13 protein-coding genes are annotated in these 12,823 nt (G+C 63.2%); 4 read left to right on the top strand and 9 right to left on the bottom strand.

Going from position 1 to position 12,823, the window contains the following annotated elements; all coding sequences use genetic code 11:
• Positions 1-43: 43 nt before the first annotated feature.
• From hutC to NKI66_RS30280, 4 genes are all read right to left on the bottom strand, one after another.
• The gene (gene hutC / locus NKI66_RS30295) at positions 44-775 is read right to left on the bottom strand and encodes a histidine utilization transcriptional repressor HutC (RefSeq protein WP_023809393.1); all 732 of its coding nucleotides are present in this window, start codon (positions 773-775) and stop codon (positions 44-46) included.
• A gap of 32 nt (positions 776-807) precedes the next feature.
• Complete coding sequence (locus NKI66_RS30290) at positions 808-1,833, bottom strand: zinc-dependent alcohol dehydrogenase (protein ID WP_023809394.1); 1,026 nt, start codon at positions 1,831-1,833, stop codon at positions 808-810.
• Between the two features lie 15 nt (positions 1,834-1,848).
• Entirely contained in the window at positions 1,849-3,171 is a 1,323-nt protein-coding gene (hisD, locus tag NKI66_RS30285; protein WP_023809395.1) for a histidinol dehydrogenase, read from the bottom strand.
• A 207-nt stretch (positions 3,172-3,378) separates the two neighbouring features.
• Positions 3,379-4,152 (bottom strand): SDR family NAD(P)-dependent oxidoreductase, encoded by a 774-nt coding sequence (locus NKI66_RS30280; RefSeq protein WP_023809396.1) that lies wholly within the window; start codon positions 4,150-4,152, stop codon positions 3,379-3,381.
• 130 nt (positions 4,153-4,282) lie between these two features.
• On the opposite strand from NKI66_RS30280, the gene NKI66_RS30275 reads away from it, so the two are divergent.
• Both NKI66_RS30275 and NKI66_RS30270 read left to right on the top strand, forming a co-directional pair.
• Positions 4,283-5,386: a histidinol-phosphate transaminase gene (locus tag NKI66_RS30275; protein ID WP_023809397.1), complete on the top strand. Its 1,104-nt coding sequence runs from the start codon at positions 4,283-4,285 to the stop codon at positions 5,384-5,386.
• 108 nt (positions 5,387-5,494) lie between these two features.
• On the top strand, positions 5,495-5,866 hold the full coding sequence (locus NKI66_RS30270) for a hypothetical protein (protein WP_245273087.1): 372 nt from the start codon (positions 5,495-5,497) through the stop codon (positions 5,864-5,866).
• A gap of 147 nt (positions 5,867-6,013) precedes the next feature.
• On the opposite strand, the gene NKI66_RS30265 is transcribed toward NKI66_RS30270, so the two are convergent.
• The 5 genes from NKI66_RS30265 to NKI66_RS30245 form a co-directional block, all read right to left on the bottom strand.
• Positions 6,014-6,697: an SGNH/GDSL hydrolase family protein gene (locus tag NKI66_RS30265; RefSeq protein ID WP_023809399.1), complete on the bottom strand. Its 684-nt coding sequence runs from the start codon at positions 6,695-6,697 to the stop codon at positions 6,014-6,016.
• A 64-nt stretch (positions 6,698-6,761) separates the two neighbouring features.
• Positions 6,762-7,715 carry an ABC transporter permease gene (locus NKI66_RS30260; protein WP_023809400.1) on the bottom strand — a complete coding sequence of 318 codons (954 nt, stop codon included), beginning with the start codon at positions 7,713-7,715 and terminating at the stop codon, positions 6,762-6,764.
• A gap of 3 nt (positions 7,716-7,718) precedes the next feature.
• Positions 7,719-8,681, bottom strand: coding sequence for an ABC transporter permease (locus tag NKI66_RS30255; RefSeq protein ID WP_023809401.1), 963 nt, complete (start codon positions 8,679-8,681; stop codon positions 7,719-7,721).
• Between the two features lie 10 nt (positions 8,682-8,691).
• Positions 8,692-10,203, bottom strand: a complete 1,512-nt coding sequence (locus NKI66_RS30250) for a sugar ABC transporter ATP-binding protein (RefSeq protein WP_023809402.1) — start codon at positions 10,201-10,203, stop codon at positions 8,692-8,694.
• Positions 10,204-10,284: 81 nt separating this feature from the next.
• Complete coding sequence (locus NKI66_RS30245; RefSeq protein ID WP_023809403.1) at positions 10,285-11,364, bottom strand: substrate-binding domain-containing protein; 1,080 nt, start codon at positions 11,362-11,364, stop codon at positions 10,285-10,287.
• A 342-nt stretch (positions 11,365-11,706) separates the two neighbouring features.
• Here NKI66_RS30245 and NKI66_RS30240 point away from each other — a divergent pair, with 342 nt between their 5' ends.
• Entirely contained in the window at positions 11,707-12,357 is a 651-nt protein-coding gene (locus NKI66_RS30240) for an SGNH/GDSL hydrolase family protein (protein WP_023809404.1), read from the top strand.
• A gap of 57 nt (positions 12,358-12,414) precedes the next feature.
• Positions 12,415-12,823: helix-turn-helix domain-containing protein (locus tag NKI66_RS30235; RefSeq protein WP_352753816.1), on the top strand; the 409-nt coding region annotated here is incomplete at its 3' end.

The following is a 12,823-nucleotide window of genomic DNA, read 5'->3' as shown; positions in this document are numbered from 1 at the left end:
ATTGGCAGCGGGGCCGCTCCGACTTGCATTCGACCTGCTTCCGTTAGCTGCTTTTTGAAGGTGAATAGCGGCTGCCGAGCGAGTAGCGGCTGCCGGCATAAGTCAGCTTGCTGATCGTCGCCACCACCGCGCCTGTCCATGTCCGGCGGTGCAGGAAGAGGCAGCAGGCGCCGACATCGATGCCCAGATGCCGCGCCGTCTCGGCATCCGCCGGGATGGCGGAAATGATATGCTCGACCTCGGTCACCGGGGTTTTCTGCATGAGGTAGTCATAGGTCGCCGTCTTCGAAAAATCCTGCTTGTCATAGTCGGGGATGAGGCTCGGATTGACGAAGCGCTCTTCCAGTTGCACCGGCAAATCATTCTCGAAATTGACGACGACAGAATGATAGATCGGGACGCGCTTTGCGAACTCGAACGACAGCGCCAGCTCCTTTGTCGGCATGATGGTTTCGAGGACGAGGACTTCGGAACGATGCCTGTTGCCGCGCTCGACGATCTCGGCTGCGATGTTGTTGATCTCGATCAGTGTCGATTGCGGCCGCGGTGGCGCGATGAAAGTTCCCACACCTTGCAGACGGATCAGGAACCCGGCCGAGGTCAACTCTCTGAGCGCCCGGTGAACCGTCATCCGCGACACGCCGAGTGAAGCCACCAACTCATTCTCGGACGGCAGCTTGCGATCCTTGCCCCACCGGCCCGTTCCGATGTTGGCCAGGATGTAGTCCTTCACCTTCTCGTAGAGAGGGCTGGCCGTGTCAGGCAAAGTGACCATTTCCAAAGTCCTTTCCGGCGATTCATCGGAAATCACGACCGCTCGACAGGTTGCCGCATGCGGATGATTGTTTTCAAGCCGTCGCTGTGTCCCGCCAACAGCCGCTCATAGGCAGCCGGAATGTCATCCAGGCCAATCTCCTGGTCGATCAGCGCCAACAGCGGTTCGCTGAGCTCACCTAGCATCCGCACGGCCTCGGGCAGCTCATCGGCAAAGGCGTGGCATCCCAGCAACCCGATTTCGCGTTCGACCAGCGTATTGGGATCAATGTTGAGGCGGCCGTGAAAGATGCCCACCATGGCGATCGTGCCGCCGGGATCGAGAACGCCAAGCAACTGGTTGAGCGCCGCGACGCTGCCGGTCGCCTCAATGGCCGCGAGCAGCGGGGCATTGGCGGTTGCGGCGGCAACGGCATCCCGGTTCAGATCGACCATCGTGGCACCCGTCACCCGCGCCACCCGGGCGCAGCGGCTCTGGTTGCGGTCGGCGACGAGCACGATGCCGGCGAAGGTCCGCGACAGCAGCAGCGCGGCAAGACCGCCGATGGGCCCGCAGCCGACGACCAGCACCGCGCCTGCCGTTTTCGGCAGCCGCCGCACCGCATGCAACGCCACCGCCAGCGGCTCGGCCATCGCCGCGACCCGCTCGTCGAGCCCGGCATCGATGATATGCAAGAGCCGTGCGGGCAGCACCGCCTGTTCGGCAAACCCACCGTCGCAGATCTCCCCCACAAAGCCCAGCGACGCACAGAGATGCCGCCTGCCGGCATGACATTGCGCGCAGTCTCCGCACCAGAACCGTGAATCGGCAACCACCCTGTCACCGACGGCGACGCTATCAACGCCTGCGCCGATGGCGGTCACCGTGCCGGCCAGTTCATGGCCGGCCGTCGACGGCGACCGGCTTATCCATTGCCCCGTGCGGAAATTGTGCAGATCAGAACCACAGATGCCGGCGGCATCGACCCTCAGCTTCACCCAGCCCGGATCCGGCGCGCCTGGCGGAGCGATGTCCTCGACACGCAGGTCACCAGGTTGATACAGTCGAGCAGCCCTCATCGCGATCGTTTCCGCTCAGCCGGCGAGATAGCGGTCGCGGATTTCCGAGACCGCGTTCTCGTGCGAACTGAAGCCCTCATAGCGGGCAAGCCTGCGGGCATGCAGAGCGAGTTCCGGATAGGCCGCCGAGGTGACATAGCCGACCGACGAGCGCTTGACGAAATCCGTCACCGAAAGCGGGCCGTAGGTCCGCGCCCACCGGCTGGTCGGCAGCACTGCATTGGGTCCAAGGACGAAGTTGGCAAGGGTCACCGGCGTATGCGGTCCCATGAGGATTTCGGCCGCCTCGGTGATGCGTCCGAGATGGGCGAACGGCTCCGTCGACAGGATCTCGAGATGTTCGGGCGCATAGTCGTTGATGAAGCGGTAGCTGTCTTCCAGCGATGCGGTCAGCACGATGCCGCCGCGCTTGCCGGTCAGCACCGCGCGCGAAAACTCCACACGCTGCTCGGTCATCCGCGACCAATGCTCGGGAAGTGCGGCGAGTGCTGCTTCTGCGATCTTGCGGCTGTGCGTCACCAGATAGGCCGAGGAATCTGGCCCGTGCTCGGCTTCGATCAACAGGTCGAGCGCGGCAAGCCCGCCGTCGACGCTGTCATCGGCAAAGATAATCGCTTCCGACGGGCCCGCCGGAAGGCCTGTGTTGATGACCGATGACAGCACGCTCTTGGCCGCCACCACCCACGGGCTGCCGGGACCGACGATCTTGAGTGCGGGCTTCACCGTCTCGGTGCCGTAAGCGACGGCGGCAACTGCCTGGGCGCCGCCGCATTTGTAGACCGTGCCCACGCCGGCGAGACGCGCGGCGACGAGCGTTGCCGCGTCCACCGAACCATCCGATGTCGGCGGCGTCACGATGGCAATCTGCGGCACGCCGGCAATCACCGCCGGCACCGACGTCATCATCGTCACCGACGGGAAAGCGCCCTTGCCGCGCGGCACGTAGAGCGCAACGGATGCGATGGGCGTGTACCTGTCCCCGGCATAGGCGCCCGGCCGGACTTCCTTGAGCCACATCGTCTCCGGCTTCTGCTCCTCATGGAAGCGCCTGATGTTGTCGATGCCGAACTGGATGCTCTCGACGACGTCCCTTTCCACCTTGTCGAACGCCGCATCGAACTCGGCTTCCGACACCTGCAGTTCGCCCTCGGCGACATTGGCCTTGTCGAGTTCCCCGGCGAAGCGGATCAAGGCGGCGTCGCCTTCGTCCTTGACGGCCTGGATGATCGGCCGGACCTTCTCAACGAAGACCGTCAGATCGGCCTCGGCGCGCTTCAGCAGACTGGCGCGCTGGTCGGCATCGATGGATGACAGATCGTGGAAGCTGATGTCGGACATGATTGCTCGTCTCCTGGAACTCTTGGAACGCAATGACGGTTGGCCCGTGGATGGCCATAGTTCTGCGGGTCGACAAGCCGACCGGGGCAAGGATCAAAGCCGTCGAGAGGCTTCACTCAGGCAAAAGTATATACATGTATGTATGATGGTCGCCAGCAATTTTTCCATCATCCTTCCCGTCGAAACTGCGGAGGCAAACCTGCCTCATCAGATCGAGGCGAGAAAGCCGCCATCGACCGGAATGGACTGGCCGGTTATGTAGGCAGCCGCATCCGAAGCGAGGAACACGGCGATGCCGTGCAAGTCGTGGAGATCACCGAAACGCCGCTGCGGGATCTTGGCCAGCATGGAGTGCTGCCATGCCTCGTCGCTGTAAAAAACGTCGGTCATCGCCGTCCTGAAATAGCCCGGCGCGATGGCGTTGACCCTTATGCCAAGCTCCGCCCACTCCGCCGCAAGGGCGCGGGTCATGCCGAGCAGGCCCGACTTCGACGAGCCATACGGCACCGCGGTGGGGATTCCGACTTCGGATGTCAGCGAGCACAGATTGATGATGGCACCAGGGCGTCCGGCGTCGCGCATCTGCCGCGCGGCGGCCTGGGCGCAGAAGAACGCTCCCTTGAGATTCGTGTCGACGATCCTGTCCCACAGCGCCTCGTCGACATCGAGCGAGGGCCGCACCTCCTCCACGCCGGCATTGTTGACGAGAATGTCGAGACCGCCAAGCAGGCTGGCAGCCTCTGCGGTTGCTGCCCGGCAGCGGCCGACATCGGTGACGTCGAGAGCGATGGCGTGCGCCACTCCGCCGGCGGCGCGGATGGCTGCCGTGGTGGCCTCCAGCGAGGCCAGGCTGCGCGCCGTGACCGCGACGTCTGCGCCGGCAGCACTCAGCGCCTCGGCGATGCTGCGCCCGATGCCCCGGCTTGCACCGGTGACAAGCGCCTTCCTGCCGGAGAGATCGAAGAGAGAAGCGTTGCGCATGTGATCCTCCTGATCGGTGTCGGTTTCCGCTTCAGCGTCGAGACTATCAGATCAAGTTGCATATACAAGCATATACAAACTGTTTGGGCTACGGTACGGATGACGAAATCCACCGCAGAGGAGCCCGCCCTTGTCGAAAGCCTCGGATATGGTCCGTACCGAAGTCAACCGCCTGTCGCCCTACAATTCCGGGCTGACAATTGACGAGGTCATGGAGCGATACGCACCGGCCAGAATCGCCAAACTGTGCTCGAACGAAAACCCGCTCGGGCCCAGCCCGACCCTCGCCACGACGATGCATGCCGGCTCCGAGATGTTCCGCCTCTATCCGGACCCTGCCGGGCGCAAGCTGCGCCAGGCGATCGGCGACAAATATGCCGTCACCGAGGACCAGATTATCCTCGGCAACGGTTCCGAAGACCTTCTCTCCGTCATCAGCCGTGCCGTGTTGCGGCCGGGCGACGCGGTCGTCACGCTCTATCCGTCGTTTCCGCTGCATGAGGACTACGCGACGTTGATGGGCGCTACCGTCAAGCGCGTTGTCGTCAACGACGATCTGACCATTAATGTCGATGCGCTGGTCGAGGCGGCGCGCGAGCGGCCGCGCATGCTGCTGTTCTCGAACCCGATGAACCCGGTCGGCAGCTGGCTCTCCGGCGGCGATCTGTCGAGGGTTCTGGATGCGACGAGCGACGAGACGCTGATCGTCATCGACGAAGCCTATGCCGAATATGCCGAGGGCGACGACTATGCGTCGTCCCTGCCCTATCTCGAAAAGCTGGACCGGCCCTGGATCGTGCTGCGGACCTTTTCCAAGGCGTTCGGTCTGGCCGGATTGCGGATCGGCTTCGGCATCGTCGGTGACCCGGAGCTGCGCGCGCTGCTCGACCGCGTCCGCACGCCTTTCAACGCCAACGGCATGGCCCAAGCCGCCGCACTCGCGGCGCTGGCCGACGACGAACACCTCGCCAGGGTCGTCGCGCTGGCCAGGGCGGAGAGAAAACGCGTCGAGACTTTTCTGGCGAGCAAGGGCCTCGACGTCGCCGCCTCCAGGGGCAACTTCCTGTTCTTCAACTGCCGGCGAGATGCTTCCGTGTTCGTCGAAAGCCTGTTGCGGCAAGGCGTCATCGTCAAGCCGTGGAAGCAGCAGGGTTTTGACACCTATGTGCGCGTCAGCATCGGCTCGGCTGCGGAGAACGACCACTTCATGGCCGTTCTGTCGGAGCTGTTGTGAATACACGCTTTGATCGGGATTCGGAACGGACCAGCCAAATTGACCTGCTCCTTGCGGCAGCGAGGTACCAGTTCGGGCACGATGTCACGCTGCGGCGCAATTCGTCGAATGAGGCAGCAGATTTTTTTGAGCTTCAGGCCGACAGCAGGCCTTAACTTTCGCGGCGTGGGTTTTTACATCTCTGGGGTCTGCAAACGATCGACGCTTGAGGAGGCTCCCTTGCAGCAACCAGATGACATCGCCGCCCGCCGATTGGGCATTCTCATCGAGCAATATGTGGAAGCGCGCAAAAAACGATACGGCTATGTGTCGACCGAGCAGGCCTATCGGGCCATCCGGCAGGTCCTCAAACCCGTCATTCCCGACCGCGAACTCGACGACATGGTCGCCTCGCTTGCCGTGAAGAACGGTCTGGCGGTCGTTTTCGACCGCCAAACCAAAGCGTCCGCCGATGACGTAGCTCCGAGGCCAAGCCCCTAGATCGACGCACATCTGCCGGCGCAGGGCGCCATATCAATACGGGGCCAAACGCATCGTTCGGCCCCGCATCGATGTGCATCGCCGGAGGAACCTGCGATACACCTGCGCCGTGGGCCTGTGTGCCGCAAGCCGACGGGCGTGGCGGCTTCAAGCGGCGGTGCTGACCTGGCCCGGCTCGAGGATCGACTTGACCTTGCCGGCCACCGCGCGTCCCAGATCGGCGTTGTTTGCGGCGGTGAAATGAATTCCGTCGACACCGTCCGTGGTGAGGTAATCGCCGGCATTGAGGAAGTCGATCTTCATGAAATCCGCCATCGCCTTGTACTGCCTGGCCAGATCCCTGGATTTTTCGTGCCCGCCGCCGAACATGCCCTCGAACCACGGATCGGGCATCGGGGTCAGCGGCGGCGGCGCAATGACCAGCGCCTTCGGCGCCGGATAAGGCGTGCCGATGCCGCCGGCACTGGTCAGGATCTGCCCGACCAGTTTCGCCATTCCATTGGCGATCTCATAAGGCGTCCGGCGGAAATAAGACTTGGTGTCGTTGGTGCCGAGCATGACAATGACCAGGTCCAGCGGCAGATGGCTGGCGATGGCCGAGGGCAGATAATTGGCCCCGTTCAGGCGCGGATCGTTGGGGTCGTCGAGACAGGTGGTGCGCGCGCTCAGGCCTTCTTCGATGATATGGTAGCCCGCCCCCAGCGCCGCCGACATCACACCGGTCCAGCGCTGGTCATAGGGGTAGCGGTAGGTCGGCGACCCCTCCTTGACCGGAACCCAGCCCCAGGTCAGCGAGTCGCCGTAGCACATGATGTTTTTTGGCGGTGACATCCATGTTTCTCCATCTGTTTGCAATTGTCTGAACGCCGGCGCACTTGCTTTTCGCCGTCTTAAGTCAGGGGTTTCGCACGCGCACTCCGTAGAAGATCGCCGCGCCGAGGATGATGACGCCCTGCGCGATGAGCTTGCCGGGCTCGTCGATGCCGAGCACCGTCATCACCACGAACAGCAGCGCAAAGCACAGCGCCCCGAAGAAGGGCCCCCAGACGCCGCCGTCGCCACGACCGAAGACGACGCCGCCGAGGATCGTTGCCGCGACCGCCAGGATCGGCAGGTCGAGGCCGACACGGACGCTGCCGACGGCGATCGAACCGGTCTGCACCAGGGCCGCGATCGCCGCGATCAGGCCGGCGAGCGTATGCGCCAGGATGACCGTGCGCTGGACCGGCACGCCGGAAAAATGCGCGGCTTCGGCATTCTCCCCGACCGAGGCGACGTAGCGGCCAAAGACGGTCCGCGACAGAAGCAGCCACACCGAAGCGGTCAGCAGGACCCAGAACAGCACCGGCGTCGGAACCGACAGGAATTTCGTGTTGTAGAGGTCGTTGAACAGCTTCGGCACATCGCCGGGCGGATTGCCGCTCGACAGGAACTGCACCAGCCCTACCAGGATGATGCTGACCGCCAGCGTGACGATGACAGCCGACACCCGCCGGCTCCCTATCATGAAGCCGTTGAACAGGCCGATGACGAGGCCGGTGGCGAGCGCCAGCACGACGAAGAAAGGCATCGACGCGCCGGGGAAAGTGCCCGACGAGATGAAATAGTTGATGAGCAGGATGATGCCGCCGCCGGAGAGGTCGATCGACTTCACCCGCATGACGACGAGCTGCCCCAGCACCAGGATGCCGAGCGGGACGATCTGCCTGACGAAGATACCCATGATGTTGAGGTTGAGCATGTTCGGTCGCGCGATCCACAGCGTCGCCAGCAGCACGAGAAAGACAAAATAGGACGGCGGTATGCGCAGCAGGCGCCGGGCGATCGGATTTGCGAGAACGGCAGCCATCTTTTAGAGCCCCATCTTCTTGCGGGATTGCAGCCCGACCACCGCCAGCAGGATGCCGCCCTTGATCGCGGTCTGGACAAAGGGGGAGACGTTGGCGAGGTTCATGCCATTGGCCAGCAGCGCCATGACCAGCGCGCCGATCACCGTGCCGTGCAGGCTGCCTATGCTGCCGGAGAGCTGGGTGCCTCCAAGGGCGACGGCGGTGACGGTGTCGAGTTCGAAAAGCAGCCCGACATTCGGATCGCCCGACACGATGCGCCCGGCCAGGAAGACACCGGCAACGGCCGCGAAACAGGAACAGACCACATAGGCGAGGATGATGTTGCGACGGTCGGAGACGCCGAAATTGCGGGCAGCACTTTCAGCGCCCGAAGCAATGCCGCCGCCAATCGCAAACAGATGCAGCCCGTATCGCGATCCGTAGAGCAGTTTCCACGCTGCCAGGATCACGACGATGCCCCAGAAAACCGGATAGGGAACGCCGAGGAAACTGCCTGAGACGGCATCGATGACGATCTCCGGCACCGTACCGCCGGACACAGGACGCAGGATGCGCGTGATGCCGAGCACGATGTACTGCGTCGACAGCGTCGCGATGATCGGATGGACGTTGAAACGGGTGATCGCCAGGCCGTTGATCAGCCCGATGAGTGCCGCCAGCACGAAGACCGCCGGGATCAGCACGACAGCCGGCTGATCGAGCGCCAGCACCGCCGTGGTGAAGCTGATGACGGAGCCGACCGACAGATCGAGCCCGCCGATGAGCACGACCACCAACTGTCCGATGGCCGCGATGATCAGCGGCATTGCCTGGGCCACCAGGTTGAAGAGGTTTTCGGCCGTGGCAAATTGTGTCGTCTCGACGGTCAGCCACAGCGAAATGAACAAGGCGACCAGCAGTGGCAGGCCCCACAGGCCTTGCCGCGTGTTCCGGCCACTCAGGATGTTGAACAGCGAGCGAACCATGGCAGCCCCCCTAGTGCTGGCGCGCGGAGCCGCCCGTCAGGGCCGCGTCGAGGATCTTGTGTTCCGTCGCCTGCGCCGCCGGCATTTCGGCAACGATGGTGTCGTCGTGGACGACGTAGATGCGATCGCAGAGCCCGATCAACTCGATCGTCTCGCGCGACAGCACCAGCACGGCGCCGCCCTTGGCGGTAAAGTCGCGCAGCAGGTGGTAGATCTCGGACTTGGCGCCGATGTCGACGCCGCGGGTCGGCTCCTCGACCAGCAGAAGATCGAGATCGGCGGCCAGGTAGCGGCCGAGGAGAACCTTTTGCTGGTTGCCGCCCGACAGGGAGCCGACCGGCGCGGACGGCCCTGCCGCCTTTATGTTCATGACCTCCATCATGCGGGCGATGACGTTTCGATACGGCTGCGCCGGCGCGAGTTCGAATCGCCTCGAATGCAATCCGATGGCGATGTTGTGGGCGATCGGCAAAGCGAGGAAGAGCCCCTCCTCCTTGCGGTCCTCGGGAACGAAGCCGACCCTCAGCTGCTGCAAATGGCGAACGCCTGATGATGCCGGGAGCGGCATTTTCAGCGCTTTGCCGTTGACGGAAATCGTCCCGGCGGAGGGATGATAGCGGCCGATCAGCGATCTCAGGAAGCGCTGCTGGCCCTGCCCCTCCAGTCCGGCCAGGGCTACGATCTCACCCTTGTGCAAAGACAGCGACAGCGGCCGCGATGTGTCGGTGATTCTGAGGTTCTCGACTCGCAGGATCTCATCACCCTTATCGCCCGTGCGATCGGGAAAAAGGTCCTGGAGTTCGCGTCCGACCATCATGGCGATGAGGTCGTCGGTGGTGATCTCGGACACCATCCTGGTGCCGACCAGTGCGCCGTCCTTCAGCACCGTCACCGTGTCGCACAGCTCGAAGATCTCCTCCATGCGATGCGAGATGTAGACGATGGCTTTTCCCTTATCGCGCAGCCGGCGGATGTTGCGGTTGAGCACATCGACATCGGCCGCGTTGAGAGCAGCCGTCGGCTCGTCGAGGATAAGCACGCTGGCGTCCGCCTGGATGCAATGCGCGATCTCGACGAATTGCCGCTCGGCTATGGTCAGGTTGGAAACGAGTTGCGACGGGTCGAGCGTGAGGCCGAGTTCGCCAAGCGCCTTGGCGGTCTGGCTTTTCATCGCCCGATAATCGATCGAGCCGAACCGGGTCGTCGGCTCCCGGCCCAGAAACATGTTTTCGGCGATCGACAGATTGGGCAGCAGCGAATGCTCCTGGAAAACGGTCGAAATGCCGGCATCGAGTGCGGCGCGCGGCGATTTCAGATCGAGCTTCTCCCCGTTCATGAAGATCTCGCCGGAATCGGGCTGATGCACGCCCGCCAGGATCTTCATCAACGTCGATTTGCCGGCGCCGTTCTCGCCCATCAGGGCGTGGACGCTGCCCGCCTTGAGATCGAGGGAAACGGAATGGAGCGCCTTGCTCCCTCCGAATGCCTTCGAAATGTGGGACATCTCGATAAGATTGGTCACGAAACCCTCGAACGAACCAAATTCAACACATGGAACGGCCTGCGGGGAATGCTTGTCCACTCCCCGCCAGCCACGGCGCCGTCACTTCTTGCCGTAATATTCCTTGAGCTTGTCCTCGGGCAGTTCGCTCGGCCACCAGACATTGGCGGTCAGGTCGTCGCGATAGTATTTTTTGGCCTTGTCCTGGTCCCATCCGTCGGGATTATAGACATAGCGTTTGTAGAGCTGCTTGCCTTCCAGAAGGGCAACAGCGGCGCGCACGCCGGCCGCACCTTGGGCGGGGCTGTATTCCGGCGAGATCGACTTGAACCCGTCCGTGATCCACTGGCCGAAATAGCCATTGTTGCCCTCGCCCGAAATCGGCGGAACGGGCGTGCCGAACTGCTTGAAGACATCGACGCAGGCGCGCGTCATGTCAGCGCCGGACGACCAGATGCCGTCAACCTGTGGGTTGTTCAGATAAAGCGTCTCGCACAGCTTCTTGGCCTTGTCGTACTGCCAGTCACCATGCTCCTCGGCGATGATCTGCACATGCGTGCCCTTGAGCGACTCCAGGAGTCCGTTGTAGCGGTTGGTGTCTTCCGGATGTCCGGCCAGGCCACGCAGGACCCAGATCTTGCCGTTGTCGCCGACGGTCTTGACCAGCCAGTCGCCCATCACCTTGCCGAAATGCTCGGCGCCGCCCTGGATTTCGGTGGTGTAGGCGTCGGAATCGATGCGACCGGTGTGGAGAATGACGGGAATGCCGGCGGCGACCGCCTTGGCGATGCTGGCATTCGCCGATGTGCTGGTCACCGGCTGCACGATGATCGCGTCGACATGCTGCGCAATCAGGTCCTCGATATCCGCCACCTGCTTCTTCTGGTCGAAGCCGGCATCGAGCAGGATGAATTTCGAGATGCGCTTGTCCTTGGCCGCGGCATTCTCCGCCTCATGCGCCACCTGTACCGTCCACGTGTTTGCGTTGACGCCGAAGTCGCTCATTCCGATGACCCAGGGCGGGTCCTTCTTGAACGCACCGGCCGCGGTCATGCGCGTGTCGTCGGGGCGCGGCGCGACGCCGTCCATCAGCTTGATGTCTTCCGCATGCGCCAGGGACGTCACGGCAAGCGTGGACGCAACTAGCATCCCCAGGCCGACGGTTTTCAGCAATCCTAACATTCAACTCTCCTCCTTGTGGTTGTCCCGGCCTACGAATTCGTATGGCCGGCCGTACGAATGTGTACTGCCGCGAGACGCTCTCCCGATGCATGCTCGTCGTCGCAAACCGACCGATGCACGCGATTCTCCCGTCCCCGAACACATGCGTGTCGAGGCCCAACCCGGGCTGGACGATGGTGACGGTTGAGAACTCCTCCGGCACTTTAGAAGCACAGCGGATTCGCCCTGTCAATAGTTAGTCATGTTGAATGACTATTCCCTTGCTTGCCTTTCACCGCTCCGCTATCCATCATGAATGGCGCTCGCCGGCTTCGGCGCGCTGTCAGTCCCGGCGGGAAAAACATGCGATCAGTCTTGTGCTACGGCGACTCCAACACGCACGGCCAGATCCCCGGCAGGGGGCCGCTCGAGCGCTATGGGCCGGGTGAACGCTGGCCGGGAATATTGCGTTCTCAGCTAGGCCCCGACTGGTATGTCATCGAGGAAGGATTGAGCGGCCGCACCACCGTCCACGACGACCCGATCGAGGGCGCCCACAAAAACGGCAGAACCTATCTTCGCCCCTGCCTGCAGAGCCATGCGACGCTCGACCTCGTCATCATCATGCTCGGCACCAACGACCTGAAGATCCGCTTCAACAAGCCGCCGTCGGAAGTGGCGATGGGGATCGGCTGCCTCGTCTATGACATCAAGGAGCTGGCGCCTGGGCCAGGCGGCTCGACGCCCGAGATCATGATCGTGGCGCCGCCGCCGATGCAGGACGACGTCAAGGAATGGAAGTCCATCTTCGCCGGTGCGCCGGAGAAATCGCGCCTGCTCGCGCTCGAGTTCGAGGTTCTGGCGGACTCGCTCGAACTCCACTTTTTCGATGCCGGCTCGGTGGTGTCGTGCAGCGAAGCGGACGGCTTTCACATCGATGCCGAGGCGCACAGATTGCTGGGCACCGCACTTGCCCGCGCGGTCGATGCCATCGGCTGGAGCCGCTCGACATGAGCAACACTAAAGCCACCGGGCAACGAGCTCCAACCGACGGGGCGACCCTTGCCTGACATGAGGTTCGCACCACCCAATCCATTGCGCATCGCCGATCGCGCGAGCGGGCTGAATGCGTTGAGCGTCCGCAGCTACAATGAGCGGCTGGTGCTGTCGCTGCTGCTTCAGAACGAAGGCATTTCGCGGATGGAAATCGGCGAAAAAACCGGCCTCTCGGCGCAGACGGCATCGGTTATCGTCCGCTCGCTCGAGCAGGAAGGCCTGGTCTCGCAAGGCGAGGCGCAGCGCGGCCGCGTCGGGCCGCCCACCATCCCGCTTTCGCTCAACCCGGAGGGCGCCTATGCGGTTGGGGGCGGGGGGAGCCCCCCCCCGCGGGGCCAAGCCCACCACCCATTTAAAGGGCCCCCGGGGGGGCCCCCCCCAAATCACGCGGGGGAGGCCCAAACCCGAGCCCCAAAAGGCGCCG

The sequence above is a fragment of the Mesorhizobium sp. M0518 genome (assembly GCF_040321125.1).
In the GTDB taxonomy this organism is placed as follows: domain Bacteria; phylum Pseudomonadota; class Alphaproteobacteria; order Rhizobiales; family Rhizobiaceae; genus Mesorhizobium.
This window is presented reverse-complemented; position numbering and strand designations above follow the sequence as displayed.

Bases quoted from the DNA above. Each gene is read 5' to 3' on its own strand.
- hutC (WP_023809393.1), bottom strand. From the start codon at position 775: ATGGTCACTTTGCCTGACACGGCCAGCCCTCTCTACGAGAAGGTGAAG.
- NKI66_RS30290 (WP_023809394.1), bottom strand. From the start codon at position 1,833: ATGAGGGCTGCTCGACTGTATCAACCTGGTGACCTGCGTGTCGAGGAC.
- hisD (WP_023809395.1), bottom strand. From the start codon at position 3,171: ATGTCCGACATCAGCTTCCACGATCTGTCATCCATCGATGCCGACCAG.
- NKI66_RS30280 (WP_023809396.1), bottom strand. From the start codon at position 4,152: ATGCGCAACGCTTCTCTCTTCGATCTCTCCGGCAGGAAGGCGCTTGTC.
- NKI66_RS30270 (WP_245273087.1), top strand. From the start codon at position 5,495: ATGAGGCAGCAGATTTTTTTGAGCTTCAGGCCGACAGCAGGCCTTAAC.
- NKI66_RS30265 (WP_023809399.1), bottom strand. From the start codon at position 6,697: ATGTCACCGCCAAAAAACATCATGTGCTACGGCGACTCGCTGACCTGG.
- NKI66_RS30260 (WP_023809400.1), bottom strand. From the start codon at position 7,715: ATGGCTGCCGTTCTCGCAAATCCGATCGCCCGGCGCCTGCTGCGCATA.
- NKI66_RS30255 (WP_023809401.1), bottom strand. From the start codon at position 8,681: ATGGTTCGCTCGCTGTTCAACATCCTGAGTGGCCGGAACACGCGGCAA.
- NKI66_RS30245 (WP_023809403.1), bottom strand. From the start codon at position 11,364: ATGTTAGGATTGCTGAAAACCGTCGGCCTGGGGATGCTAGTTGCGTCC.
- NKI66_RS30240 (WP_023809404.1), top strand. From the start codon at position 11,707: ATGCGATCAGTCTTGTGCTACGGCGACTCCAACACGCACGGCCAGATC.